The organism is Streptomyces sp. R44 (assembly GCF_041053105.1).
Taxonomy (GTDB): Bacteria; Actinomycetota; Actinomycetes; order Streptomycetales; family Streptomycetaceae; genus Streptomyces.
In genome coordinates this window covers 8150188-8175112 of the sequence record NZ_CP163444.1, presented here as the reverse complement: position 1 = coordinate 8175112, position 24925 = coordinate 8150188, and the positions used below count along the sequence as shown (strand labels likewise).

Annotated in this window: 20 protein-coding genes; 8 read left to right on the top strand and 12 right to left on the bottom strand. The window is 69.5% G+C overall.

The genetic code is table 11. From position 1 onward, the window contains the following. Positions 1-96 precede the first annotated feature (96 nt). The 10 genes from AB5J54_RS37790 to AB5J54_RS37745 form a co-directional block, all read right to left on the bottom strand. On the bottom strand, positions 97-1263 hold the full coding sequence (locus AB5J54_RS37790) for an aldose epimerase family protein (protein ID WP_369148469.1): 1167 nt from the start codon (positions 1261-1263) through the stop codon (positions 97-99). 190 nt (positions 1264-1453) lie between these two features. Then, positions 1454-2920, bottom strand: coding sequence for a non-reducing end alpha-L-arabinofuranosidase family hydrolase (locus AB5J54_RS37785; RefSeq protein WP_369148467.1), 1467 nt, complete (start codon positions 2918-2920; stop codon positions 1454-1456). Continuing rightward, entirely contained in the window at positions 2920-3711 is a 792-nt protein-coding gene (locus tag AB5J54_RS37780) for a cupin domain-containing protein (RefSeq protein ID WP_369148465.1), read from the bottom strand. The genes AB5J54_RS37785 and AB5J54_RS37780 overlap by 1 nt, the downstream gene beginning before the upstream one ends. Beyond that, complete coding sequence (locus AB5J54_RS37775) at positions 3663-4523, bottom strand: PmoA family protein (protein WP_369148464.1); 861 nt, start codon at positions 4521-4523, stop codon at positions 3663-3665. The genes AB5J54_RS37780 and AB5J54_RS37775 overlap by 49 nt, the downstream gene beginning before the upstream one ends. After that, complete coding sequence (locus AB5J54_RS37770) at positions 4520-5566, bottom strand: Gfo/Idh/MocA family protein (RefSeq protein WP_369148463.1); 1047 nt, start codon at positions 5564-5566, stop codon at positions 4520-4522. The genes AB5J54_RS37775 and AB5J54_RS37770 overlap by 4 nt, the downstream gene beginning before the upstream one ends. Further along, on the bottom strand, positions 5563-6603 hold the full coding sequence (locus AB5J54_RS37765) for an endo-1,4-beta-xylanase (protein WP_369148462.1): 1041 nt from the start codon (positions 6601-6603) through the stop codon (positions 5563-5565). Before AB5J54_RS37765 ends, AB5J54_RS37770 begins: the two co-directional genes overlap by 4 nt. Before the next feature lie 30 nt (positions 6604-6633). Beyond that, positions 6634-8010, bottom strand: a complete 1377-nt coding sequence (locus AB5J54_RS37760) for a glycoside hydrolase (RefSeq protein ID WP_369148461.1) — start codon at positions 8008-8010, stop codon at positions 6634-6636. Positions 8011-8046: 36 nt separating this feature from the next. After that, complete coding sequence (locus AB5J54_RS37755) at positions 8047-8877, bottom strand: carbohydrate ABC transporter permease (RefSeq protein WP_369148460.1); 831 nt, start codon at positions 8875-8877, stop codon at positions 8047-8049. Then, positions 8874-9851 carry a carbohydrate ABC transporter permease gene (locus tag AB5J54_RS37750; RefSeq protein WP_369148459.1) on the bottom strand — a complete coding sequence of 326 codons (978 nt, stop codon included), beginning with the start codon at positions 9849-9851 and terminating at the stop codon, positions 8874-8876. Before AB5J54_RS37750 ends, AB5J54_RS37755 begins: the two co-directional genes overlap by 4 nt. 4 nt (positions 9852-9855) lie before the next feature. Next, positions 9856-11148 carry an extracellular solute-binding protein gene (locus AB5J54_RS37745; protein WP_369148458.1) on the bottom strand — a complete coding sequence of 431 codons (1293 nt, stop codon included), beginning with the start codon at positions 11146-11148 and terminating at the stop codon, positions 9856-9858. 232 nt (positions 11149-11380) lie between these two features. Between AB5J54_RS37745 and AB5J54_RS37740 the strand changes: the two genes are divergently transcribed. The 3 genes from AB5J54_RS37740 (at position 11381) to AB5J54_RS37730 (ending at position 15694) form a co-directional block, all read left to right on the top strand. Then, positions 11381-12406: a LacI family DNA-binding transcriptional regulator gene (locus AB5J54_RS37740; protein ID WP_369148457.1), complete on the top strand. Its 1026-nt coding sequence runs from the start codon at positions 11381-11383 to the stop codon at positions 12404-12406. Positions 12407-12861: 455 nt separating this feature from the next. Further along, positions 12862-14304 (top strand): endo-1,4-beta-xylanase, encoded by a 1443-nt coding sequence (locus AB5J54_RS37735; RefSeq protein WP_369148456.1) that lies wholly within the window; start codon positions 12862-12864, stop codon positions 14302-14304. A gap of 25 nt (positions 14305-14329) precedes the next feature. Next, positions 14330-15694, top strand: a complete 1365-nt coding sequence (locus AB5J54_RS37730) for an RICIN domain-containing protein (RefSeq protein WP_369148455.1) — start codon at positions 14330-14332, stop codon at positions 15692-15694. A 112-nt stretch (positions 15695-15806) separates the two neighbouring features. Here AB5J54_RS37730 and AB5J54_RS37725 read toward each other — a convergent pair whose 3' ends face one another. Continuing rightward, positions 15807-16823, bottom strand: a complete 1017-nt coding sequence (locus AB5J54_RS37725; RefSeq protein ID WP_369148454.1) for a LacI family DNA-binding transcriptional regulator — start codon at positions 16821-16823, stop codon at positions 15807-15809. 152 nt (positions 16824-16975) lie between these two features. Here AB5J54_RS37725 and AB5J54_RS37720 point away from each other — a divergent pair, with 152 nt between their 5' ends. From AB5J54_RS37720 to AB5J54_RS37705, 4 genes are read left to right on the top strand one after another with little or no spacing between them, the layout of a single operon-like run. After that, on the top strand, positions 16976-18283 hold the full coding sequence (locus AB5J54_RS37720) for an ABC transporter substrate-binding protein (RefSeq protein WP_369148453.1): 1308 nt from the start codon (positions 16976-16978) through the stop codon (positions 18281-18283). A gap of 28 nt (positions 18284-18311) precedes the next feature. Continuing rightward, a complete protein-coding gene (locus AB5J54_RS37715) occupies positions 18312-19259 on the top strand; it encodes a carbohydrate ABC transporter permease (RefSeq protein ID WP_369148452.1) in 948 nt (315 codons plus the stop codon). After that, positions 19259-20077 (top strand): carbohydrate ABC transporter permease, encoded by an 819-nt coding sequence (locus AB5J54_RS37710; RefSeq protein ID WP_369148451.1) that lies wholly within the window; start codon positions 19259-19261, stop codon positions 20075-20077. The genes AB5J54_RS37715 and AB5J54_RS37710 overlap by 1 nt, the downstream gene beginning before the upstream one ends. After that, positions 20074-22464: a glycoside hydrolase family 3 N-terminal domain-containing protein gene (locus tag AB5J54_RS37705; protein WP_369148450.1), complete on the top strand. Its 2391-nt coding sequence runs from the start codon at positions 20074-20076 to the stop codon at positions 22462-22464. Before AB5J54_RS37710 ends, AB5J54_RS37705 begins: the two co-directional genes overlap by 4 nt. A gap of 148 nt (positions 22465-22612) precedes the next feature. On the opposite strand, the gene AB5J54_RS37700 is transcribed toward AB5J54_RS37705, so the two are convergent. Beyond that, positions 22613-23626: a LacI family DNA-binding transcriptional regulator gene (locus AB5J54_RS37700; RefSeq protein WP_369148449.1), complete on the bottom strand. Its 1014-nt coding sequence runs from the start codon at positions 23624-23626 to the stop codon at positions 22613-22615. Positions 23627-23919: 293 nt separating this feature from the next. On the opposite strand from AB5J54_RS37700, the gene AB5J54_RS37695 reads away from it, so the two are divergent. Beyond that, positions 23920-24885, top strand: coding sequence for a glycoside hydrolase family 6 protein (locus AB5J54_RS37695; protein ID WP_369148447.1), 966 nt, complete (start codon positions 23920-23922; stop codon positions 24883-24885). The last annotated feature ends 40 nt before the right edge of the window (positions 24886-24925 follow it).

The window sequence follows — 24925 nt, the reverse complement described above, 5'->3', positions numbered from 1 at the left end:
GACGAAGAGCCGCCGGACCGCCGAAAGCCGGTCAGGCGCCTCTCTCCTCGGCCCGGCCGGCGACACGGCGTCGACCGGGCTTGTGTCTCTCGTGGATCAGCGCGCGGCGAAGGAGTGCACCGTCGTCGAGCGGTAGGTCTGTCCCGGGCGCAGCACCGTCGACGGGAAGGACGGCTGGTTGGGCGAGTCGGGGAAGTGCTGGGTCTCCAGGCAGAAGCCGTCCCCCTGGCGGTAGACCTTCCCGGAGGAGCCCGCCAGCGTGGCGTCGAGGAAGTTGCCGCTGTAGAACTGCACGCCCGGTTCGGTGGTCGCGATCTTCATCACGCGGCCGGAGACGGGCTCCGTCACGGTCGCGACGTGCTGCGGGGTGTCGGTGAGTCCCTTGTCGAGCACGAAGTTGTGGTCGTATCCGCGACCGAAGACGACCTGCGGGTGCGCCTCGCGGATGTCCCGGCCGATGGGCTTGCCGTTGCGGAAGTCGAAGGGCGTGTGCGCGACCCTGGCGAGTTCGCCGGTCGGGATGAGGGTGGAGTCGACGGGGGTGTAGCGGGACGCGGCGATCCTCAGGCTGTGGTCGAGGATGCTGCCGCTGCCCTCACCCGCGAGGTTGAAGTAGGTGTGGTTGGTGAGGTTGACGACGGTGGCCCTGTCCGTCGTGGCCTCGTAGTCGATGCGGAAGTCGCCGCGCGGGGTGAGGACGTAGTCGACCCGGACGCGCAGGGTGCCGGGGTAGCCCATCTCGCCGTCCGCGCTGGTGTAGCGCAGGGTGAGGCCGGTGTCCGGCCCTTTCGCGTACGGCTCGACGTCCCACACCCGTTTGTCGAAGCCCTTGTCCCCGCCGTGCAGGCTGTTCGGGTCGTCGTTGACGGGGAGTCGGTACGTACGGCCGTCGAGGGTGAAGGCGCCGCCCGCGATGCGGTTGCCGTAGCGGCCGATGAGCGCGCCGAAGTAGGGGCTGCCCGTCACGTAGTCCTCGAGAGTGTCGAAGCCCAGCGACACATTCGCGTATCGCCCGTGCCGGTCCGGGATGTCGAGGGCCTGGACGATGCCGCCGTACGACAGCACGCGCAGCCGGGTTCCTCCCGCGGCCACCGTCCACCGGTGGACGCGTGTGCCGTCGGGCAGGGTCCCGAACAGCTCCTTCGCCGGTCTTCCGCCCGGCCGTTCCGCGCCTCCCGAGGCGAACGCCGGGGCCGCCCCCACGGCCGCTGCCGCCACTCCGGCGGCGCCCGCCGCCATCACCGTGCGCCTGTTGATGGTCATGTCGATGGGACTCCTTCACGCAGTACGTTCGAAATTTCGTCATACGTTCGAAATCGTGGCGCGACCGTAGTGACACCGCGAGGAGGGTGTCAACGGTCCGCGCGTCGCTCTCGGGCGACCGTGGCGGGCCCGGCCTGCCGCCGGGCCCGCCACGCCGGCTCCACGACGGAGCCCGTGCCGAGTGGTGCCGTCAGCGCTGCAGTGTCAGCAGAGCCGGTCGATAGGGCAGGAGGCCGTAGTCGCCGCCCGAGTCGGGGCTGCGCCCCTGGTAGAGCAACTGCAGACGGCAGGGATCGACGGTCATCGTCTGATCGGGGCCGGTGCGGATCAGTTCGCCGTGGCTGATGTCGTTGGTCCAGGTGGCGCCGCTGTTGGCCTTGCCGGCGAAGGGATTGGCCTCGGTCGCCGCCTGGGGTGTCCATGAGCCGTTCAGGCTGCCGGCCGTGAACGAACGGAAGTAGCGGCCCTGCGAGCCGATCGCCTCGACGATCATGAGGTAGCGGTCCTGGCCCTGGAGCTTGTAGACCTGCGGGGCTTCGAACAGGTTGTTGGTCGAATCGCTCATGACCACGGTCGAGTTCGTGCCGAAGGTTCCCGGGAAGTTCCCGATCGGCATACTGGCCCGGTAGATCTTGCCGTTGTCGCCGGCGAAGAACAGGTACATGTTCGTGCCGTCACCGATGAGCGTCTGGTCGATGGGTCCGGTACCGGAGCCGGCAATGCTCCCGGAGAAGAGCTCCTGCTCCGCCGACCAGCCGTTCGGGTTGGTGGGGTCGCTCGACGTCCGGTAGGAGAAGGCCGTCCTGCCCCACTGGTAGGTGAGCACCCAGACATTCTTCGGCGCGAAGTAGAAGAGCGTGGGCGCGACGGCGGAACCGGACATCGTGTTCTGGCCGGCCGAGGCCATCTCCGACCAGTTGGTGAACGGGCTGAAGCTCATCGAACCCCACCTCGTGCCGGTGTCGTGCGTCGTCGCGTAGACGAGTTGCCGGCCGTTGTAGGGCACGACGGTGAAGTCCTTGAGCGAGACCCACCCGGGCTTGGGCTGCGCCAGCGCGCCCGTCGACGACCAGCGGTACGTCGAGGGAAGAGCGCAGGCGCCGGGGGTGCCGCTACCGACCTTGACGAGCTGCCACTGCTGGTTGGCGCCGCCCCAGTCGTCGTACTGGACGATGTTCGCGTTGTCGGCGGTGGAACCGCCCTGTACTTCGAGGGCCTTGTTGCTGTGGCGCGCGATGAGCCTCACGTAGCCGTCCGGGCTGTCGGCCAGCCGCCACTGCTGGTTGGTGCCGTTCAGGTCGGTCCACTGCACGATCGAGCCGCCGTTGGCGGTGGACCCGTTGAGGACGTCCAGCACCTTGCCGGAGTGGCGGGACTTGATGCGGTAGTACCCGCCGCCGGAGTCGACGAACTGCCACTGCTGCTGGTTCTGGTCGTTCCTGGTCCACTGGGTGATGCGGGCCCCGTCGTCGGTCGCCAGGTTGTAGACGTCCAGGGCCTTGCCGCTGTTGCGGTTGACCAGCACGTACGAGGCGGTGGGGTCGACGGTCGCCGCGGCGGCGGGCTGGGCACTGAAGAACGTGGCCAGGAGCAGCAAGGACGAGAGGACGACGAGCAGGCGTTTCATGTGGACCGGTGGATGAGGGCGAAACCGCATCAGAGGAGCTCCTTCGGGAGGTGGGGGTGAGGTGACCCCGAGGGACCGCCGAGCGGCCGCGTCGGGGGGTCGGGAACGGAATAGGTCTGCAAGCGGCCGCACATGCCGAAGAGCAGGTGCTCCGGGCGTGCCCGTCGTGACACTTCGCCGTCGTCCAGGTGCGAGAGGTCTCCGGCCTTCAGCCGTTCCAGTTGACGGCCGGTCGTGACGGCCGCGGCCAGGGGCCCGTCGCGCCAGCGGATCCACCAGGCGTCCAGGAGTTCGCTTTTCAGGCGGTGGGCCGCGGTGTGGAACTCCCGCAGCCCGCCTTCGCGACGCAGGGCCAGGAAACCCTCGAGTGCCAGGTCGCGGCGGCGGCGCGCTGCCGTGGAAGGGTCGCCGGTCAGGGCGGCCGCCGCTTGGTAGGCGTGCGGATCGGCCAGCACGGGAGCGGGGAAGGTGAAGACGGCGTCGCCGGCCTCGGGGAGTCCGCCGTTCTGCATGAGCACCACGAGGCGCAGGCCGCCCGCGTTGACGAGACGGTGGATCGTGCCGGGGGTGAACCAGACGACGTCGCCGGGGTGCAACGGGGTGTCGGCGAAGCCGGACGTGGTGAGGGTCTGGACGCTGCCGGCGCCGCCGATGACGATGTACGCCTCGGAGCAGACGAGGTGCATGTGGGGCGTCCCGCCGCACAGCCCGTCCGCGGCCTCCCAGTCGTACACGGTCAGTCCGGAGATCCCCACGCCGCCGGGGAGCTGGGTCACCACGGGTGTTCCGCGACATGACGGGACAGGCGCCCGAAGCTCCATGCGCCGTCGGCGACGACGATCCGGTAGCGGCGCGACAGGGTGTCGCCCGGGGCCAGCGGCAGTTCCTCGTCGAACGCCAGGGACGGGTTGACGGCGGGGATCGGCTCACTGCGGACGAACCAGTGACAGGGGGCGTCCGGATCGTCCAGGAACAGGAGCGTGGACGAGCGGTCGACCTCGTCGTGCGCGCCGATGAAAGCCAGCCAGTCGCCCTTCTCGCCCATCGCGGGGCCGATCACGGTGCCGCCGGTGAAGTCGCGCGGGCCGCGCCAGAACAGGCCGGAGTACCCGGCGAGTTCTCTGCCCTGGGTGCCGGGGCTGCCGAACAGCAGCTCGGTGTCGAGGACGTTGGTCAGCGCGGTGGTGACCTCCAGGGTCCAGGAGTCGGCCTCGACGTCGCGTGCGGTCAGCGTGCGGCGCTCGTCGATCCAGTGCTCCCCCGCCCTCGTGTGCCAGGCCAGGTGCTCGGTGATCACGGCGCGGCCGTGGCCCGTCTCGGCGGACAACGCGAGGCTGCGCATCGTGCCGAGGTTCGGCAGGTCGACGTAGCCCCGGCCGCGCAGGTAGGTGCCGCCGCCCCAGAAGTTCTGCCCCGACACCCACGACGCCGTGATCTGGACGCCCTTGTGCCAGCGGTGGTCGTGCGGCCGGTACCCGGTGACCACGTCGCCGGCGAGCGTGCGCACCGGATGCAGGTAGGGCTTCGGCGCCTCGAAGGGGTCCATGACGGGCCGGTGCACATACCGGAAGAGGTCGACGCCGCGGGCTCGGACGCTCAGCGAGTCCTCGTTCTCGAGAAGTTCGAACGTCATCGGAACACCTCCGGGCGCCCTCCGTTGAGCGAGCCGTAGAACGGGTCGGCCGGCTCGATCTCCCCGCGCCGGACCGGCAGGCCCGTGATCGCTGCCTTGTACAGGGCGGTGACCAGCTCCATCGTGGATCTGCCGAGGTCGGGCCGGATCCCCGCCTCGTAGCCGTCCAGGAACTCCGCGAGCTGGGCGGTGTGCGAGCTGGGCAGGTCGTGCGGCGGCTCCCACTTCACATCGGCCGACCGGGTGGTGAACGTCCAGTCCGCGTTGGAGTAGCCGTACAGATGCCGCAGCTCGACCGTGGCGTCGGTGAGGTCGAATCGCAGGTAGCTCTCCTCGCGTGGCGAAAGGACGCTGTTGACGATCGTCGCGATGGCTCCGTTCTCGAACCGGACCAGTGCCGTGGACACGTCCTCCGTCTGGACATCACGCTCGAGCCGGCCGGCCATCGCGCGGACCTCGGCCCATGCGCCGAGCACCGCGAGCATCAGGTCCATCTGGTGGATGCCGTGGCCCAGCGTCGGGCCACCGCCCTCGCTCTCCCACGTACCGCGCCAGGGCACCTCGTAGTACGCGTCGTCGCGGTACCAGGCCGTGACGCACTGCGCGACCAGCGGACGGCCCAGCGCTCCGGCCGCGATCCGGTCGCGCAGGTAGCGGGCCCCCGAGCCGTACCTGTGCTGGAACACCGCGCCCGCGGCGGCGGGCCCCTCGGCGGCGTGGATCCGGTCGAGTTCGGCCATCGACAGTGCCACCGGCTTCTCGCACCACACCCAGGCCCCCGACTCCAGGCAGGCCACGGCCTGTTCGGCGTGCAGGAACGGCGGCGTGCACAGGTGCACGAGGTCAGGCCTCTGCTCCCGGAGCATCGTGCGCAGGTCGGTGTAGACCGCGGGAATGCCGTGTTCGGCCGCGAACGCCTCGGCGCGCGCGGCGTCCACGTCGACGGCTGCCACGATCACGGCCCGGTGCGCCTGCGCCCGGAGGGCGGGGACGTGGCACACGCCCGCGATCCCGCCCGTTCCGACGATCGCCGTCCTGATCATCCGCCCAGCACCTCCTTGATCGCGTGATAGGCGGGCTTGGGGAGCAGGTTCTCGTCGTAGGGCAGCGCCGCGCCCTCGCCGGGAAAGACGGAGGGGATCCACGAGTACTTGTCCGTGTAGTCCCAGATGGTGACGCCGACGCACTTCTTCACCGCCAGGCAGGCCTTGACGTAGTCGGCGTACCAGGTGGCCTGGGTGGCGAGCTTCTCCGGGGTCGCGGGGAGGGTCATCCGGATGTCGAGCTCGGTGATCGCGACCTCGACCCCGAGGTCGGCGAAGCGCTGGAGGTTCTGCCGGACGTCGGCGGGGAAGCCGTACTGGAGCGCCAGATGGCCCTGGATGCCGAAGCCCTCCACCGGGACGCCGTCGGCCTTCAGCTGCTTGATCAGGGTGTGGTAGGCGTCGCTCTTGGGGCCGATCCCGTCGACGTTGTAGTCGTTGAGGTACAGCTTGGCGTGCCGGTCGGCCTCGTGGGCCCAGCGCAGGGCGTCGGCGATGTAGCCCGGGCCGAGCGTCTTGTAGAAGAGCGTCTCGCGGTAGGTGCCGTCCTCGTTGAAGGCCTCGTTGACGACGTCCCAGTGGATCACCTGGCCCTTGTAGTGCCGGACCTCCGTCTGTATGTGCTTCTTGAGGACGGCGCGCAGCTCGTCGGCGGTCCAGGTGCCCTCGGTGAGCCAGGCGGGGAGCTGGTTGTGCCAGACGAGGGTGTGGCCGCGGACCTTCTGGTGGTGGGCCTTGGCGAAGGCCACCACCTCGTCGCCGGCGGTGAAGTCGAAGACGCCGCGCTGGGGCTCGGTGGCGTACCACTTCATGGCGTTGCCGGGGGTGGTCTGCCCGAATTCGCTGCCGAGGAGCTTCAGATAGGCGGCGTCGGTGAACTCGGGGTTGTCGGTGGCGGAGCCGAAGTACTTGTGGTGCTGCTCGGCCAGATCGCCGAGCGTCCTGGGGTGGGGCTCGGCGGCTGCGGGCGCGGCGGCCAGTCCGGCCGCGAGGCAGACGGCGGCGGCCAGGGCCGCGAGATTCCGGGACATGGGCATGGCGGACACACTCCTCGGGTGCTGGGCGGATCAGTCGAGGACGACGGTGGTGAGCGCGCGCGGGGCGAGCTTCGCTGTGAGGGTCGTGCCGTGCGTGGAGACGATGTCGGACGGGGTGATCGAGCGGGTCTCGTCGGTGACGAAGCCGTCGGGGTGCCGGTCGTGACCGCCGCGAAGGGAGAACTCGGCGGTGCTTTGGGTGGTCGAGGTGTTGAGGATCTCGATCACGCGGCTGCCGTCGGCGTTGCGGAAGGCCGTGATCTTCAGGGCCGGGTCGGTGTTCGTGACGGGGACGCGGACGGCGCCGGGGCGGATGAACCGGCTGAACGCGGCCAGTGCCCAGTACCGTTTGGACACCCGGTAGCCGTCACCGGGGTTGGCGAGCTGGATGAGACCGCGGGTCGCGCCGAGGGACGCGCCGGTCCAGTAGACGTAGGCGTTGGCGTTGCCGACGGTCAGGGTGTTCTGGATGTCGGCGGCGACGGTGAGGCCGTCGTAGCCACTGCCGTCGTCCCAGTTCTCGTTCCAGGTGGAGCCGTCCGGCGACCATTCCGACATCCAGACGTGCTGGTCCGTCGGCTGCGGGACGTCGGTCGGACCGCTGTAGCGATGGCCGGTGACGGTCCGTACGAGCCTGTCGGCCTCCGGGTCCGCCTCGATGGCCTCGGTGTAGGCGGCCTGCCGGTCCCAGCCGGCGGCGTCGCAGCAGACCGGCTCGGTCTTCAGTCCGGACACGCGAAGGGTCGGCCCGAGCACCTTGAGGAACTCGACGGCCTGCTGCGGGGTGAACCGCATCGAGGCGTAGGTCGCCGTCCAGTCGGGTTCGTTGGTGAATCCCAGGTCGGTGATCCCGATGCCCTCCCGCTGGTAGAACTTCGCGTACTGGACGAGGTAGTTCGCGTAGGCCTGGCGCCATTCGGGCAGCAGCTCGCCGCCGTCGTTCTCGCTGCCGTTGGTCTTCATGAAGGCCGGGGCACTCCAGGCATCGGCGAAGAATCGTTTCACCCCGTAGGCCTTGGCCTCCTTGGCGAGCCATACCTGGCCGCCGTCCCAGCCGTCCCAGACGTATGTCGGCGCGGCGTCCGGCCCGCCGGGATCGGCCGGCAGGATCGTCGGCATGTGGTCGTAGACCCTGTCGGTCGACGATCCGATGCCCAGGCGCAGGATCGACAGGCCCGCGCCTTTGTCCTTGCTGAGCAGCAGGTCGAGCACCTCGCGCTGCTTGGCCGGGCTGAGTCCGCGCGCGCCGTGCAGCAGGTCGGCCCGCTGGAAGGCCATCGAGAAGCCGAATCCGTCGATGGGCTGGAGTTCGGCGCGGAAGTCGATGCCGGAGCGCGCGGGGGCGGCCGCGGCCTGGGATGACAACGCGAACATCAGTGCTGCTGCCAGTGCGGTCAGGCGTTTCACAACGTCTCCTCGGGGGTGGAGGTCACACGGAACGGGTCAGCCCTTGGTGGCGCCGGCGGTCAGGCCGCCGATCAACTGCCGTTCGGCGACGGCGTAGAAGGCGAGGGCAGGGACCATGGCGAGGACGATGTAGGCGAGGACGCGCGCGTAGTCGGTCGAATACTGGCCCTGGAACTGCTGGACGCCGACCGGGATCGTCTGCCATGTCGGGTCGTTGAACACCAGCAGCGGCAGGAAGAAGTTGTTCCAGCTCGCGACGATCGCGAGCACCGAGACCGTGCCGAGCGCCGGACGCGCCATGGGGAGCAGGATCTTCCAGAAGAAGCGGAGCTTGCCGCAGCCGTCCACGACGGCCGCTTCCTCGACCTCCGCCGGGATGGTCCGGAAGAAACCGCGCAGGATGATGATCGTCATGGGGAGCCCGAAGGCTGCCTGCGGGAGGATCACTCCGAGCGGGTTGTCGAGCAGGTCGAAGGTGCGCAGCAGCAGGAACAGCGGCAGGACGGCCACCGCGAACGGGAACATCAGCCCGATCGTGAACAGCGTGTAGAACAGCTCCCTGCCCCGGAACGCGTAGCGGGCCAGCACGAACGCCGCCATCGCGGAGGCCGCCACGGTGCAGCATGTCGTACCGATGGCCATGCCCGCGCTGTTGGCGATCTGCCGCCAGAACATCCCGTCGCCGAGAATGCCGGTGTAGTTGCCGGTCCTCCAGTGCTCCGGCAGCCCGAACGGGTTGGACGTCAGCTCGCCGGTGCTCTTGAACCCGGAGATCACCGCGTAGACCAGCGGTACGACGACGAACGCGCCGATCAGCCAGACCACCGCGTGCAGCGACAGACCGCGTGCCGTCCTGCGGGCGTTCATCGGTCGCCTCCCGAGGTGACGGCCCCGCTCAGGTCACGGCGGAGCACATGACGCTGGTAGAAGAGGGAGAAGACCAGACTGATCATGAACATCACCACACTGATCGCACTGGCGTAGCCGACCTGGTACCGCTTGAACCCGAACTGGAACATCGAGATCGCCATGGTCTCGGAGGAGTGGTTGGGCCCGCCCGCGGTCATGACCCAGACGAGGTCGAAGAGCTGGATGGACCCGATGATCGACAGGAAGACGCTGATCCGGATCGTCGGGCCGAGCAGCGGCAGCGTCACGTACCGGAAGCGCTGCCAGGCGCCGGCGCCGTCGATGGTGGCCGCCTCGATGATCTCGGCCGGGATGCTCTGCAGTCCGGCGAGGTAGAGCATCATGTGGAAACCGAAGTACTTCCAGACCATGACCACGAACAGGGTCGGCATGACGGTCGAGGGGTCGGCGAGCCACGTCCCCTTCAGCCCGTCCAGGCCGAGGGCGCCGACGAGGTGGTCGGCCATGCCGTCCCCGGGCAGGAAGATCATCGTGAAGAGGACCGCCGTGACGACCTCGGACAGGATGTACGGCGCGAAGAACAGCATCCGGTACACGGCCCGGCCGCGCAGCCTCTGGTTCAGCAGGACCGCCGTGAACAGCGCGAACGGCAACTGCACCGTGATCGACAGGACGATCAGGTACAGACCGCGCCCCAGATCGCCGAGGAAGACCGGATCGCCGAACAGCCGGGCGTAGTTCTCGAAGCCTACGAAGTCGTCCATGGGGCCGACTCCGCCCCACTTGAAGAAGCCGGTCCAGACGGCGACGACGATCGGAGCGAGGACGAAGACGAGGAAGAGGACCAGAGCCGGGACGAGGAACCAGGCGACCGACGCCCAGCTTCCCCACCCGCGCAGGAGCGACCGGGCCGGGGCGGGCGGGCGCACCGGCACGACGTCCTCCGTCCGTTCCTCGGTCAGGGTGGACACGGAGCTAGGCACCCTTCGCAGCCTCGGTGATCGACCGGGTGACCTGCTCGGGCGTCTTCTTGCCCGCGATGAGGTCGGCGACGCTGTCGTTGACCTCCTGGCCGACCGCCGGCGGGTAGGCCTGGTCGAGGAAGAGCTGGAAGCCCGTCGCCTTGACCAGGCTGTCGGCCACCACCTTCTTGTTGGCGTCGGTGAGCCGGCTCTCGGCGCCCTTGACCACCGGCAGGTAGCCGTTGGAGGCCAGCAGCTTGGACTCGTTGTCCAGGACGAGGAACTTCAGGAAGTCCATCGCCTCCTTCGGGGCGCCCTTGCGCAGCGCGAAGCCGCCACCACCGCCGAACACCTCGGTGATCCGGCCGGCACCGCCGTCGACCGTCGGGAAGGGGAAGAAGCCCAGGTCCGCTCCGAGGTCGGCGCCCGCGTCCTTCTGCACCGACGGTCCCCACTGCCCCATCAGCTCCATGGCGGCCTTGCCGTTGCCCATGGTCGCGGCCTGGCCGCCGGGGGTGGCGTAGCCGGCGCCGAGGAAGGCCGTCTGGAACGGCTGGAGGTCCACCAGCTCCTTGAGGTGGGTGCCGGCCTGGACGAAGCCGGCCCCGGTGAAGTCCTTGGTGGTCGCTGCCCGCTGCAGCGCGGGGAGGCCTGCGACGCGCATCGCGAGGTAGGCCCAGTAGTAGTGGCCCGGCCACTTCTCCTTGCCGGCGAGGGCGATCGGGGTGATGCCCGCCGCCTTGAGCTTCCTGACGTCTTCGAGGAACTCGGCCCAGGTGGCCGGCGGAGCGGTGATCCCGGCCTTGGCGAAGAGCTTCTTGTTGTACCAGAAGCCGACCATGCCGACGTCGTAGGGCACCCCGTAGGTCCGGCCCCCGAACTGATAGGCCTGCAGCGAGACCGGGATGAGGTCGGACGACCAGGCGAACGCGTCGGTGAGGTCCTCGACGAGCCCCGCGTCGACCTGCTGCTGCAGCACACCGCCGCCCCAGGTCTGGAAGACATCGGGGAGCTTGCCCGAGGAAGTGGAGGCGGTCAGCTTGGACTTGAACGCCTCGTTCTCCAACGAGGTCGTCTTGATCGTGATCTTCGGGTGGGCGGACGTGAACGCCGAGGAGATCTGCGGGAAGAGGGACTTGCCCGGTTCTGTCGTGGCGATGTTCCACCACTCGAACGACACCGTGCCGTCGGCCGACGGCTTGCCGCCGGAGTCGTCGACGCCGCAGGCCGCGGCCATGGAGACGGACAGTGCGGTCAAGCCCGAGAGCGCCAGGAAGCTACGTCGGCTCGGGAGGGTGCTGGCCATGGGACCTCCGGGGTGGAGAATGCCGTTTCGTGTCCGAAAAACTTTCGAAATACTCTCGAATTCTGCGCTGCCATAAACTAGGAACGCGAAGCTGCCCGGTCAAGACCTGCGCCCAATTAATCTGAGAGCAGCGCCTGTTGGCAGGCTTGACAAGCCGTCCCGCCGCGTCGAAACTCTTCGAAAGTTTGCGATACCCGTCGCCATCCGAAGGCGTCCGCGCAGAGGAGAGAAGTTGAGCGAGCAGCGTCCGACCCTGGCCGTCATCGCGGCGGAGGCGGGGGTCTCGCAGGCCACCGTGTCCAAGGTGATCAACGGCCGCTCCGATGTCGCACCCTCGACACGCGAAAGGATCGAGGGTCTGCTGCGGTCCCACAACTACCTCCCCCCGGGCCGCCAGGGCAGGGCCCGCAGGTCGGGCCTCGTCGACCTGGTCATCGGCGGTCTGGACAGCGCGTGGGCGGTGGAGATACTGCGCGGCGTCGAGGCCGAGTGCGCCCAGCGGAGCGTCGGCACCGTCGTGTCGCTCGTCCCGCCGGGCGAGGCCACGCCGTCGAGCTGGGCCGCACTGCCGGTCCTGCACCACAGCGACGGCGTCATCCTCGTCACCACCTCGGTCACCGACGCCCAGCGCGCCCAGGCCGAACGGGCCGGGGTGGCGCTCGTCGTGATCGACCCGATCGACCTGCCGGGCAACGGCGTGCCGAGCATCGGTGCGACCAACTGGGCGGGCGGCCTCGCGGCCACCGAGCACCTTCTGGAGCTGGGGCACCGCCGCATCGCCACGATCGGCGGGCGCAAGGAGATGCTCTGCAGTCAGGCCCGCATCGACGGGTACCGGGCCGCGCTGGAGCGGGCCGGGATCGAGGTCGACCGCGACCTGATCCGGTTCGGCGACTTCCAGCACGAGGGCGGGTTCCAGTGCGCCCGGGAACTGCTGGCCCTCCCGGAGCCGCCGACCGCCGTCTTCGCCGGCAGCGACCAGCAGGCGATGGGCGTCTACGAGGCCGCCCGGCAGGGCGGACTGAGCATCCCGGAGGACCTCAGCGTGGTCGGTTTCGACGACCTGCCGATGTGCGAATGGCTGTCGCCGCCCCTCACGACGGTGCGTCAGCCGCTGGAGGAGATGGGCCGGCTCGCCGCCCGTACGCTCTTCCAGCTCCTGGAGAACCAGCCCCTGGTCAGCCCCAGGATGGAGCTCTCGACCCAACTCAAGGTCCGGCTCTCCACGGCCCCGCCCCGCCCCCAGGAGAACCCTTGACCGATCCGGGGGCGGGATCTCTCCTCAGCGTCCACCATTCACCACCAGCGCCCATTTTCCGGCTCTGACAACCACGCCTGACCCGGATTCCCCCCTGTTCGTCCACATGCGAATGCAGGGGGCATCCAGGGTCGGCTTTCCATGACAGCACCCGGATCTGGGGTGATCGCCATCGAAAGACTTTCGATGGCTGTCGGTGCTGCCGAAAGCCTCTACCGGGCCGGACAGAGCACAGGAATCTCGAAACCCTTTCGAAACTCTTGACATGTTTCTGTCGGGTTTCCACACTGAGTCCCGAGGCAGTGACGCCCCTCTGCCCGAATTCCGGGCACCAGCCTTGAGTTGTTACGCCCTGATGGTGCGCGTCCTTTATCAAAAGGACGCGGGCGTCGTTCTCGCGGATTCATTCCGCCGCGCTCACATCCTTCCGTGATTTCCGTCCTGGAGGCTCAGTCATGCGCTCACATTCCCTTCCACCGTCCACGGTCCGCCGGAAGCTCGGCGGCCTGTGTGCGGCGCTGATCGTCGGCGTCCTCGGTTCGACCGCCGTACTGGCGGCGCCGCTGACCTCGCACGCCGCCGAGAGCACACTCGGCAGCGCGGCGGCGCAGAGCGGCCGCTACTTCGGCACCGCCATCGCCTCGGGCAGGCTCAACGACTCGGCGTACACGACGATCGCGAGCCGCGAGTTCAACTCGGTGACGGCCGAGAACGAGATGAAGATCGACGCCACCGAGCCCCAGCAGGGCCAGTTCAACTTCACCGCCGGCGACCGCGTCTACAACTGGGCGGTGCAGAACGGCAAGCAGATGCGGGGGCACACCCTGGCCTGGCACTCCCAGCAGCCCGGCTGGATGCAGAGCCTCGGCGGCAGTGCGCTGCGCCAGGCGATGATCAACCACATCAACGGCGTGATGGCCCACTACAAGGGCAAGCTCCCCCAGTGGGACGTCGTGAACGAGGCCTTCGTCGACGGCACGTCGGGAGCCCGGCGCGACTCCAACCTGCAGCGCACCGGCAACGACTGGATCGAGGTCGCCTTCCGCACCGCACGCGCCGCCGACCCGGCCGCCAAGCTCTGCTACAACGACTACAACATCGAGAACTGGACCTGGGCCAAGACCCAGGCCGTGTACTCCATGGTCCGGGACTTCAAGCAGCGCGGCGTGCCGATCGACTGCGTCGGCTTCCAGTCGCACTTCAACAGCGACAGCCCGTACAACAGCAACTTCCGCACCACCCTGCAGAGTTTCGCCGCTCTCGGCGTCGATGTGGCCGTCACCGAACTCGACATCCAGGGTGCCTCGGGCACGACCTACGCCAACGTGACCAACGACTGCCTGGCCGTCCCGCGCTGCCTCGGCATCACCGTCTGGGGCGTGCGCGACACCGACTCCTGGCGAGCCGAGCACACGCCGTTGCTGTTCAACGGCGACGGCAGCAAGAAGCCCGCCTACAGCTCCGTCCTCAACGCGCTCAACGCCGTCTCCCCCAACCCCGATCCGACCCCCTCGCCCGGTTCCGGGCAGATCAAGGGCGTCGCTTCGGGCCGCTGCCTGGACGTGCCCGGCGCCGCCACCACCGACGGCACCCAGCTCAACCTGTGGGACTGCAACAACCGCACCAACCAGCAGTGGACCTACACCGCCGCGGGTGAGCTCAGGGTCTACGGCGACAAGTGCCTGGACGCCGCCGGCACCGGCAACGGCAGCAAAGTCCAGATCTACAGCTGCTGGGGTGGCGACAACCAGAAGTGGCGCCTCAACTCCGACGGATCCATCGTCGGCGTCCAGTCCGGCCTCTGCCTCGACGCCGCGGCCAACGGCACCGCCAACGGCACCCTGATCCAGCTCTACTCCTGCTGGAACGGCAGCAACCAACGCTGGACCCGCACCTGACCCGCACCGGCGAGAGGGTGAACCGATGAAGACCCACGGTCCGGATTCCGCCGCCCTTCCCCACGGACATCGCCGGTGGTCCCGGTTGGCCGCCGTGGTGGCGGCGACCCTCGTGATCGGCCTGCTCGTCGTGGCGAGGCCGACGACCGCCGAGGCGGCGACGGTGGACACCCATGCCTGGTACGTCCTGGTCAACCGCAACAGCGGCAAGGCGCTGGACGTCTACGGCGGGTCCACCGCCGACGGTGCGCGGGTCAGCCAGTGGACGCGCAGCGACGGAGCCCATCAGCAGTGGCAGTTCGTGGACTCCGGCGGCGGCTACTACCGGCTCAGGGCCCGGCATTCGGGCAAGGTTCTCGACGTGGCCGGCGCCTCGACCGCCGACGGTGCCGCGATCGCGCAGTGGACCGACGCCGACGGGGCCAACCAGCAGTTCCGCCTGGCCGACTCCGACGCGGGCCACGTCCGGCTGATCAACCGCAACAGCGGCAAGGCCGTCGAGGTGCAGGGCGGCTCCACCACCGACGGTGGCAGCGTCGTCCAGTACGCCGACTGGGGCGGCGCCAACCAGCAATGGCAGCTGGTCAAGCTGTCGGCCGGTGGCGGATGCGGCAGCGCCCCGACCCTGGCCGGCGGTACGCACACGATGCAGAGCAGCGGCAAGAGCCGCAGCTTCATCCTCAGGGTTCCCGACAACTACAACCCCAGCCGACCCTACCGGCTGATCTTCGCGTTCCACTGGCGCGGCGGAACCGCCGGCGACGTCGCCTCGGGCGGAACGAGCGGGAGCGCCTGGTCCTACTACGGCCAGCAGGAACAGTCCGACAACAGCGCGATCCTCGTCGCACCCCAGGGTCTCGGCAACGGCTGGGCCAATGCGGGCGGTGAGGACGTCACCTTCGTCGACGACATGATCCGTCGCATCGAGGGCGGACTCTGCGTCAACCCGGCACAGCGTTTCGCCACAGGTTTCAGCTGGGGTGGCGGGATGAGCTACGCCCTCGCATGCGCCCGGGCCAATACGTTCAGGGCTGTCGCGGTCATCTCCGGCGGCCAGATCAGCGGGTGCAGCGGCGGCAGCCTGCCCATCGCCTACTTCGGAATCCACGGCATCGGCGACTCCGTCCTCGACATCGCGCAAGGACGGTCCCTGCGCGACAGATTCGTCAGCGACAACGGCTGCACTCCCCAGAGCCCGCGCGAGCCGGCCCCGGGCAGCCGGACGCACGTCACCACCACCTACGCGGGCTGCCGTGCCGGGTACCCGGTCCAATGGGCCGCGTTCGACGGAGGCCACCTGCCCGGTCCGGTCGACGGCTCGCCCGACGAGAACGGGGTCACGACCTGGACCAAGGGAGAGATCTGGAGGTTCTTCGCGCAGTTCTCGTGACCCGCCAGTTCTCATGACCCGCCCGACCATGAAGTGGAGCCAGGAAGGTCCTGGCTCCACTTCGTCGTCGTCTCCCCAGGGAAGGAGCGCCGTGTGCGGCCGCGCCCGCCCCCTAGGCCGGCGGCGGGGCGGTGCTCTTCCTGACGACGAGGCTGGTCGCGAGCTCCATGCGCGTCACCGAGGGTTCCCCGGCGCGCATGCGGAGCAGCATCTGCACCGCTTCCTCGCCCATCTCGCGCAGTGGCTGGTGGATCGTGGTGAGCGGGGGGCTCGACCATCGCGCGATCATCACGTCGTCGTAGCCGACGACGGACAGATCCTCGGGTACGCGCAGCCCGCACTCCCGGGCCGCCTCCATGACGCCGAGCGCCTGCAGGTCGCTTCCGGCGAAGACGGCCGTGGGCCGGTCCGGCCGCTGCAGCAGCTCCATCGCCCGCGCGTATCCCCCTTCGACGTGGAAGTCGCCGAAGCGGACGAGGGAGGCGTCGTGTTCCAGGCCGGCCATGTTCAGGGCGGACCGGTAGCCGTCGAGCCGGGCCAGGGAGCACAGCATGTCCTCGGGGCCGGTGACGACGCCGATGCGTCGGTGCCCGAGGTCGATCAGGTGACGGGTCGCGGCGACTCCGCCGGACCAGTTCGCCGAGCCGACGGACGGCACGTCCGGCTCGGGGTCGCCCGCGGGGTCGACGATCACGAAGGGGATCGACCGCGCGCCGAGCTGCCGCTTCACGGCGTCGGGGAGGGAGGAGAACACCAGGACCACGCCGATCGGCCGGCGCTGGAGCACTCCTTCGATCCAGTCCGGCGCAGGGGCGTGCCGGGTGCCGCTCTCGGTCAGCACGACACTCGCCTGGTGGGCCTTGGCGAGGTTCTCCACCCCGCGGATCAGCTCCATCGACCACACGCTGTCGAGCTCGTGGAAGACGAGTTCGATGAGGGGCGCCTCGCGGGCGGCACGGGTGGTCCGGCGGTACGCGTGCGCTTCGAGAAGTCGCTCCACCTTCCCCCGCGTGGCCGGTGACACGTCCTGCCGGCCGTTGAGAACTTTCGAAACTGTCGAAAGCGACACTCCGGCCTGCTGCGCCACCTCCGCCAGCCTGATTCGCCTGTTCTCCTCGCCGTCTCGCATCTGAGCAGCATAAAGCACTGCTCTCCGCATCGAGATAGTCACGCTTTGATAACTCCCGGCCGGAGGGTTGACCCCTTCGCCGCGGCCACCTTAGCGTCCGGCAGCGTGAAGTTTCGAACTTCGTAACGAAACTCTTTCGAAAGTGAGGCGCGATGAAGCGGCACATACGGCTCCTGAGAACCGCTGTCGTCGGTGGGGCGTCGCTGGCCATGACCCTCTCCCTGGCGGCCTGTGGCGGCTCGGGGGACTCCGCCGGAGGCGGCTCGGACGAGATCCACGTCCTGGTGTACGGCGATGCCACCAACAAGGTGGAGAAGCAGCTCGTCGACACCTTCAACAAGACCTCGAAGGTCAAGGCGGTCCTCGACACCATCCCCGGCGCCGACTACCAGTCCAAGCTGCAGACGATCATCAGCGGCAAGCAGGCGCCGGACGTGTTCTTCAACTGGGGCGGCGGCAGCATCAAGCCCTTCGTCGACGCGGGCCTCCTCATGCCGCTCGACGACTTCATCGCCAAGGACCCCGGCCTCAAGTCCCACTTCCTGCCGTCCGTCTTCGACACCGCGGTCGTCGGCGGCAAGCCGTACGGCATCCCCATGCGCGGCACCCAGCCCGTCCTGCTGTTCAGCAACAAGAAGGTCCTGGCGGACGCCGGCGTCACCGCGCCGCGCACCTGGGACGAGCTCCTGACCACCGTCAAGGCCCTCAAGGCCAAGGGCATCACCCCCATCGCCCTCGGCGGCGGCGACAAGTGGACCACCCAGATGTGGTTCCAGTACATGTACGACCGGGTGGCCGGCCCCGAGCTCTTCCAGAAGGCGGTGAGCGGGGACAAGAGCGTCTGGGCGAGCGCCGACAGCAGGAAGGCCCTCGACAAGCTCAAGGAGCTGATCGACGCGGGTGCCTTCGGCACCAACTACGACTCGGTCAAGTTCACCGACGGCGGCTCCCCCGCCCTCCTCGCCTCCGGCAAGGCCGCCTTCGAGCTCATGGGCTCCTGGGAGTACTCCACGCTCCAGGACGCCTACCCGGACTTCGTGAAGAGCGATCTCGGCTACGGCCCCTTCCCGGCCGTCGAGGGCGGCAAGGGCGGCCCGGACAACCTCGCCGGCAACACCAACAACTTCTACTCGGTCCTGAAGAACACCGAACACCCCGAGGCCGTGGCCGAGTTCCTGAAGCTCATGTACTCGGACGAGTTCGTCAAGGGCCAGCTGAGCATCGGCAACCTGCCCACCACCACCAACACCGCCAAGTTCCTGGACGGCTCCGCCAACCCCGCCTACTCGACGTACCAGTACGACCTGGTGAAGAAGGCGCCCCACTTCCAGCTCTCCTGGGACCAGGCCTATCCCCCGGCGGCCACCACCACCATCCACCAGGCCGTCCAGCAGTTCTTCAACGGCCAGACCGGCCCCGACGCCTTCATCGCCGCGATGCAGAGCCTCCCCGCGGCCTGACCGCGGCCCGACCTCCGGAACGCCTGACATGACCACTGCCGCAGTACCCACCGCGGACAGCACCGAGAAGAGCGTCCGGCGCGGGCGGTCCAGCCGCCCCGCGACCGGTGTGGGCCGCCCGGGCTTCGCCTGGGCGGCGCCCGCCGCCGTCTTCTTCGGTCTGTTCGCCCTCGTCCCGCTCGTCCTGGTCGTCGTGCTGTCCTTCACCCGCTGGAACGGCCTCGGCTCCCCCGAGTTCGCCGGCCTGGACAACTGGAGCCGGCTGCTCGACGACCCCGTGATGGTGAAGAGCCTCTGGCTGAGCCTGCTCCTCACCGTGCTCGGCGTCGTCGTCCAGACGCCGATCAGCATCCTGCTCGGTGTCTGGGCCGCCGGCCGGCAGCGCAACCGGGCCGTCCTGTCCGCGATCTACTTCGTCCCGCTCCTGCTGTCCATCACCGCCGTCTCCGTCCTGTGGCGCGCCGTGCTCGACCCCAACTTCGGGGTCCCCTCACAGGCGAAGTGGCTCTTCGGCGACGGCAATCTCTTCGGCACGCAGACCGGCGCCCTCGGTGTCCTGGTCTTCGTCAGCACGTGGCAGTTCACACCCCTGCACACCCTGATCTACCAGGGCGCCGCGCGGGCCGTCCCCGGTGTCCTCTACGAGGCCGCCCGGATCGACGGCGCCGGCACGGTCCGCCAGTTCTTCCACATCACGCTGCCGCAGCTGCGCAACACCGTCGTGACCTCGATGATCCTGATGGTGGTCGGCGGGCTCACGACCTTCGACACCGTACTGATCCTCACGCAGGGCGGACCGGGCACCGACACCACGAACAGCGCCTACTACATGTACCAGAAGGCCTTCAAGAGCTTCGATTTCGGATCCGCCTCCGCGATCGCGCTGCTCCTCGTCCTCGTCGCCACCCTCGTCTCCCTGGTCATGGTGCGCCTGACCGGCTACGACAGGATGCGCAGCACCATGGAGGGCGTGTGATGAAGCCCCGTCCCAACCTCCTCGCCGGTTTCGGCTCGTCGGTCTGGCTGTTCGTGGTCGGCCTGCCGCTCTACGTCATGCTGATCGCCACCTTCCAGTCCCGTGCGGACTACGCGGCGAACGGCCCGCTCGCCTTCCCCGAGCACTTCACCCTCGACAACTACGTCGACGACCTCGACGGCGGCTTCGCGCAGTACTTCCTCAACACGGTCGTCGTCACGGTCGCGGTCGTCGGCATCGTCGTGCTCCTCGTGCCACCGCTCGCGTACGCCATCGTGCGCAGCGACGGCAAGGCCACCGGCCGGGTCTTCCGGCTCTTCCTGCTCGGTCTCGCCATCCCGTCCCAGGCCGTGATCGTGCCGATGTTCTACCTGATCAACGAGGCCGGCCTGTACGACAACCTGCTCGGCGTCATCCTGCCGACCGCCGCGTTCGCCATGCCCGTGTGCGCCCTGATCCTCACCGGCGTCATGCGGGACATCACGCCCGAGCTGTACGAGGCCATGACCGTCGACGGGGCCTCCCCCTGGACGATCTTCCGCCGGCTGGTGCTGCCGCTGTCGAAGAGCGGTCTCTCCACCATCGTCGTGTTCTCCTCGCTGCAGGCCTGGAACGGCTTCCTGTTCCCGCTCGTCCTCACCCAGTCCTCGGAGAACAAGGTCATCACCATGGGCCTGTACGACTTCCAGACGGAACACGGCGTCGACATTCCCGGCCTCCTCGCGGCCGTCGTCCTGTCCATGCTCCCCATCCTGCTCGTCTATCTGTTCGCCCGTCGCGCCCTGGTCCAGGGCCTGATGGGGGTCGGAGGAAAGTGACCGACACCGTGGCCGCCAAGACCCAAGCCCCGTACCGCGCCTGGCGCGACCCCGCCCTGAGCGCGGAAGCCCGCGTCGACGCGCTGATCCGCGAGATGACCCTGCAGGAGAAGACCGCCCAGCTCTACGGCGTGTGGGTCGGCGCCTCCGACGAGGGCGCCGAGGTCGCGCCGCACCAGCACGACATGGAGGAGCCGGTCGACCTCGACGCTCTGCTGCCCGACGGTCTCGGCCAGCTCACCCGGCCCTTCGGAACCGTCCCCGTCGACCCCGCGCTCGGCGCCCTCTCCCTGATGCGGACGCAGGCGCGGATCACCGCCGCGAACCGCTTCGGCATCCCGGCCGTCGCGCACGAGGAGTGCCTCGCGGGCTTCGCGGCCTGGGGCGCCACCGCCTATCCCGTCCCGCTCTCCTGGGGAGCCACCTTCGACCCCGCGCTCGTACGGGAGATGGCCGCCGCCATCGGTCGCGACCTGCGCGCGGTCGGCGTGCACCAGGGGCTCGCGCCCGTCCTCGACGTCGTCCGCGACGCCCGCTGGGGGCGCGTCGAGGAGACCATCGGCGAGGACCCGTACCTCGTCGGAACGATCGCCACCGCCTACGTCCAGGGCCTCGAGTCCGCCGGCATCGTCGCCACTCTCAAGCACTTCGCCGGTTACTCCGCCTCCCGGGCCGGCCGCAACCTCGCCCCGGTCGGCATGGGCGCCAGGGAGCTGGCAGACGTCATCCTGCCTCCGTTCGAGATGGCGGTCCGGGAGAGCGGCGTCCGCTCGGTGATGCACGCCTACACCGACACCGACGGCATTCCCTCGGCCGCCGACGACGGACTGCTCACCGGACTCCTCCGGGACACCTGGGGCTTCAGCGGAACCGTCGTGGCCGACTACTTCGGCATCGCGTTCCTGAAGACGCTGCACGGCGTCGCCGGCACGTTCGGCGAGGCGGCCGGCACGGCCCTCGCCGCCGGCGTCGACGTGGAGCTCCCCACCGTGAAGACCTACGGCGACCCGCTCCTGGACGCGGTCCGCCAGGGGCACGTCTCCGAGGAGCTGGTGGACCGCGCGGTCCGGCGGGTCCTCCTGCAGAAGACCCGCCTGGGACTGCTCGACCCCGACTGGAGCCCGGTCCCCCCGGCGCTGCGCGACGCCGACACCACGGCCGATCCGGACCGTCTGCGCGGCACGCTCGACCTGGACCCCGCCGCCAACCGCGAGCTGGCCGGCCGCATCGCCGAACAGGCCGTCGTCCTGCTCCGCAACGACGGCACCCTGCCACTCGACCCGCGCACCCCGCGCCGGATCGCCCTGATCGGCCCCAACGCCGAGGTCCCCACGGCGGTTCTGGGCTGCTACTCCTTCCCCGTCCACGTCGGCGGACAGCACCCCGACACGCCCCTCGGCATCGACCTGCCCACCCTGTACGAGGCCCTCGTGGCGGAGTTCCCGGGCTCCGAGATCCTCGTGGCGCGAGGAACGGGCATCGACGACGCCGGGACCGGGGGCTTCGCCGAGGCCCTGGCGCTCGCCCACCGCTCCGACGTCGTCGTGGCGGCCCTCGGGGACCGCGCCGGGCTCTTCGGGCGCGGCACCAGCGGCGAGGGCTGCGACGCCGAGTCCCTCGTCCTCCCCGGGGCGCAGCAGCAACTGCTGGACGCCCTCCTCGACACGGGGACACCGGTCGTGACGACCCTGCTGGCCGGGCGGCCCTACGCGCTCGGCCGCGCGGCCGACGAGTCCGCCGCGATCCTGCAGGCCTTCTTCCCCGGCGAGGCCGGAACCGCGGCCGTCGCCTCGGTCCTCAGCGGGCGGACCTCCCCGAGCGGCAGGCTGCCCGTCAGCGTGCCCCGCCACCCCGGCGCCCAGCCGTCCACCTACCTCGCCGCTCGCCTGGGCCAGACCAGCGAGGTCTCCAGCATCGACCCGACGCCGGCCTTCGGCTTCGGACACGGACTCACCTACACCACGTTCGCGTGGAGCGACCTGGCCGTGGCGGACACCGAGGTCCCCACGGACGGCGCGGTGCGGCTCGCCCTCACCGTGACGAACACCGGCGACCGCGCCGGCACCGAACTCGTACAGCTGTATCTGCACGACCCGGTGGCCTCCGTGGTCCAGCCCGTGCAGCGGCTCATCGGGTACGTACGTCTCGACCTGGCCCCCGGAGAGAGGAAGCGGATCCACGCGGTCGTCCCCGCGGACCTCGCGTCCTTCACCGGCAGGGCGGGGACGCGCGTCGTGGAACCGGGCGAGCTGGAGCTGAGGTTCGGCGCGTCCAGCACGGAGCCGCGGCTGACCGCCCGGGTGCATCTCACCGGACCGGTGCGGCAGGTGGACCACGGCCGGCGGCTGCACGCCGACTTCGAGATCCTCCCCCAGGCCCGCGGCTGAACGGCCGGCCCCGTTGCCGCCCGCACGGGCGGCGGGGCCGGCTTCACGCGCATGCGCCGAGGGTCAGCCGTTTCGGCAGCATGACCGAAACTTTCGATGCGATTCAGAGGCCCGGCACCGGGTGGTGACCGGAACCCTACGGTGCCCGTCAGGCGCTGCCGCGGGTGACCAGGCGTGTGGGCAGGATCAGCGGGGTGGGGTCCTGTCCGTTGATGAGCGCGACGAGCATGCGCGCCATCTCCCGTCCGAGACCCTCTATGGGCTGGTGCACCGTGGTCAGCGGCGGATCGGCGAACCGGGCCACGGCGAGGTCGTCGAATCCGACCAGGGCGACGTCACCGGGGACCGATCGGCCGGCCTCGCGCAGCGTGCGCAGGGCGCCGGCCCCCATGTTGTCGCTGGCGGCGAACACCCCGTCCACGTCGGGGTGGTTCGCCAGCAGGGCGGCCATGGCGTCGGCTCCGCCGGCCTCGGTGAAGTCCCCGGCTTCCGGCGGGTGCGGTTCGATGCCCGCCGCCAGCATGGCGTCCCGGTAGCCGCGGTACCGGGCGCGCCCGACCTCGGTGTCCAGGCGTCCGCAGATCGTGGCCACACGGGACCGGCCGGCCGAGATCAGGTGCTCGGTCGCCGCGCGCGCTCCGCCGACGTTGTCGACGTCCACGTACCACCGGGGGTCCACACCGACCGGGCGCCCGCCGAACACGACGGGCATCTCCGCCTCCTGGGCCACACGGGCCAGCGGATCGTCCTCGCGCAGCGCCATCAGCATCACGCCGTCGGCGCCTTTGGACCGCAGAAGCTGCTCCACTCGTCTGCGCCCCCGGTCGGAGGCGGCCAGGCACAGCATCAGGTGCAGATCGGCGTCTTCGAGTGCGGCCGAAGCCCCCACGATCACCTGGGCGAAGAAGGGGTCCGCGAAGATCGACGGATCCTCTCCCGAGACGACCAGGGCGGCCGCGCCGGTCTGACGGGTCGCCAGTGCGCGTGCGGTCGGGTTGGGGACGTAGCCGAGCCGGTGGACGGCCCGCTCGACGGCCTCGCGTTTGGCGCGGCTGACGTGCGGGGCGTTGTTGAGCACCCGCGAGGCCACCGACCGTGAGACACCGGCCAGTTCGGCCACCTCGTCGAGTGTCGACTGCCGACGTGGCACATCTTCGGCCATGAGCTGCCTTCCTGTCGTGGCCCGAACTCACAGGCAAGGCTGGGAGCGCTTCCAGTTCCAGGACTGTAGAGCCTTCTCACCGCTGTGTGAAGTGCACGTCAAACGCGCCCACTTGACAGGTCGAACAGGGCGTCACACGATACCGGCCACAACCCCAAGCGTACGGAGTGTGCACTGGGACCGCTTCCAGTGGGAGCGCTTCCACTCACTCCTCAGGTCCGAGGTCCCCGTGCGGCGCCCGCTCCGGACGAGAGCGGGCGGCGCGCCCGCCGTCAGGAAGCCGAGGTACAGACATGCGCCGCCGAATCCGCACCCTCGTGGCAGCCCTTTCCGCACTGCCGTTGGCGCTCGCCGTCGCGCCGTCCGCCCACGCGGCGGACCCGACCGGCATGACCAGCGGGTTCTACGTGGACCCGAACTCCAGCGCGAAGCAGTGGGTCGCCGCCAACCCCGGTGACGGCCGGGCGTCCGCGATCAACGCGTCCCTCGCCAACACCCCCACGGCCCACTGGTTCGGCTCCTGGAGCGGCACCATCGGCACCGCCACCGGTGCGTACGTGGGGGCGGCGGACCACGCGGACAAGCTGCCCGTCCTCGTCGCCTACAACATCTACAACCGCGACACCTGCGGCGGGCACTCCGGAGGCGGCGCCGCCTCCCCGTCCGCCTACGCGACCTGGATCGCGCAGTTCGCCGGCGGGATCGCCGGCCGCCCGGCGGTCGTCATCCTCGAACCGGACTCCCTCGCGGACTACGGCTGCCTGAACCCGACGCAGATCCGCGAACGCCAGGGCATGATCAGCGGAGCCGTCGCCGAGTTCAGCCGCCAGGCGCCCAACACCTGGGTGTATCTCGACGCCGGGAACCCCGGCTGGGTGAGTCCGGCGACGATGGCGCAGCGCCTGCACGAAGCCGGACTCCGGCAGACCCACGGCTTCTCCCTCAACATCTCCAACTACTTCACCACCGCGCAGAACACCGCGTACGGCAACTCCGTCAACAGCGAACTGGCCGCCCGCTACGGCTACACCAAGCCGTTCGTCGTCGACACCAGCCGGAACGGCAACGGCTCCAACAACGAGTGGTGCAACGCGGCGGGCCGCCGCATCGGCACCCCCACCCAGCTGGGAGGCGGCGCCGAGATGCTGCTGTGGATCAAGGCCCCGGGTGAGTCCGACGGCAACTGCGGCGTCGGAACGGGGTCCACGGCCGGACAGTTCCTCCCCGAGGTCGCCTACAAGATGATCTACGGCTACTGACCTCGCACTCCTGTGGCCCGTTCACCTGCGACCGGGCCAC

What these genes read in the sequence shown, in the direction of transcription:
- AB5J54_RS37790 (WP_369148469.1), bottom strand. Translation starts at nt 1,263, where the DNA reads ATGACCATCAACAGGCGCACGGTGATGGCGGCGGGCGCCGCCGGAGTG.
- AB5J54_RS37785 (WP_369148467.1), bottom strand. Translation starts at nt 2,920, where the DNA reads ATGCGGTTTCGCCCTCATCCACCGGTCCACATGAAACGCCTGCTCGTC.
- AB5J54_RS37780 (WP_369148465.1), bottom strand. Translation starts at nt 3,711, where the DNA reads ATGGAGCTTCGGGCGCCTGTCCCGTCATGTCGCGGAACACCCGTGGTG.
- AB5J54_RS37775 (WP_369148464.1), bottom strand. Translation starts at nt 4,523, where the DNA reads ATGACGTTCGAACTTCTCGAGAACGAGGACTCGCTGAGCGTCCGAGCC.
- AB5J54_RS37770 (WP_369148463.1), bottom strand. Translation starts at nt 5,566, where the DNA reads ATGATCAGGACGGCGATCGTCGGAACGGGCGGGATCGCGGGCGTGTGC.
- AB5J54_RS37765 (WP_369148462.1), bottom strand. Translation starts at nt 6,603, where the DNA reads ATGCCCATGTCCCGGAATCTCGCGGCCCTGGCCGCCGCCGTCTGCCTC.
- AB5J54_RS37755 (WP_369148460.1), bottom strand. Translation starts at nt 8,877, where the DNA reads ATGAACGCCCGCAGGACGGCACGCGGTCTGTCGCTGCACGCGGTGGTC.
- AB5J54_RS37745 (WP_369148458.1), bottom strand. Translation starts at nt 11,148, where the DNA reads ATGGCCAGCACCCTCCCGAGCCGACGTAGCTTCCTGGCGCTCTCGGGC.
- AB5J54_RS37735 (WP_369148456.1), top strand. Translation starts at nt 12,862, where the DNA reads ATGCGCTCACATTCCCTTCCACCGTCCACGGTCCGCCGGAAGCTCGGC.
- AB5J54_RS37730 (WP_369148455.1), top strand. Translation starts at nt 14,330, where the DNA reads ATGAAGACCCACGGTCCGGATTCCGCCGCCCTTCCCCACGGACATCGC.
- AB5J54_RS37725 (WP_369148454.1), bottom strand. Translation starts at nt 16,823, where the DNA reads ATGCGAGACGGCGAGGAGAACAGGCGAATCAGGCTGGCGGAGGTGGCG.
- AB5J54_RS37720 (WP_369148453.1), top strand. Translation starts at nt 16,976, where the DNA reads ATGAAGCGGCACATACGGCTCCTGAGAACCGCTGTCGTCGGTGGGGCG.
- AB5J54_RS37715 (WP_369148452.1), top strand. Translation starts at nt 18,312, where the DNA reads ATGACCACTGCCGCAGTACCCACCGCGGACAGCACCGAGAAGAGCGTC.
- AB5J54_RS37710 (WP_369148451.1), top strand. Translation starts at nt 19,259, where the DNA reads ATGAAGCCCCGTCCCAACCTCCTCGCCGGTTTCGGCTCGTCGGTCTGG.
- AB5J54_RS37700 (WP_369148449.1), bottom strand. Translation starts at nt 23,626, where the DNA reads ATGGCCGAAGATGTGCCACGTCGGCAGTCGACACTCGACGAGGTGGCC.
- AB5J54_RS37695 (WP_369148447.1), top strand. Translation starts at nt 23,920, where the DNA reads ATGCGCCGCCGAATCCGCACCCTCGTGGCAGCCCTTTCCGCACTGCCG.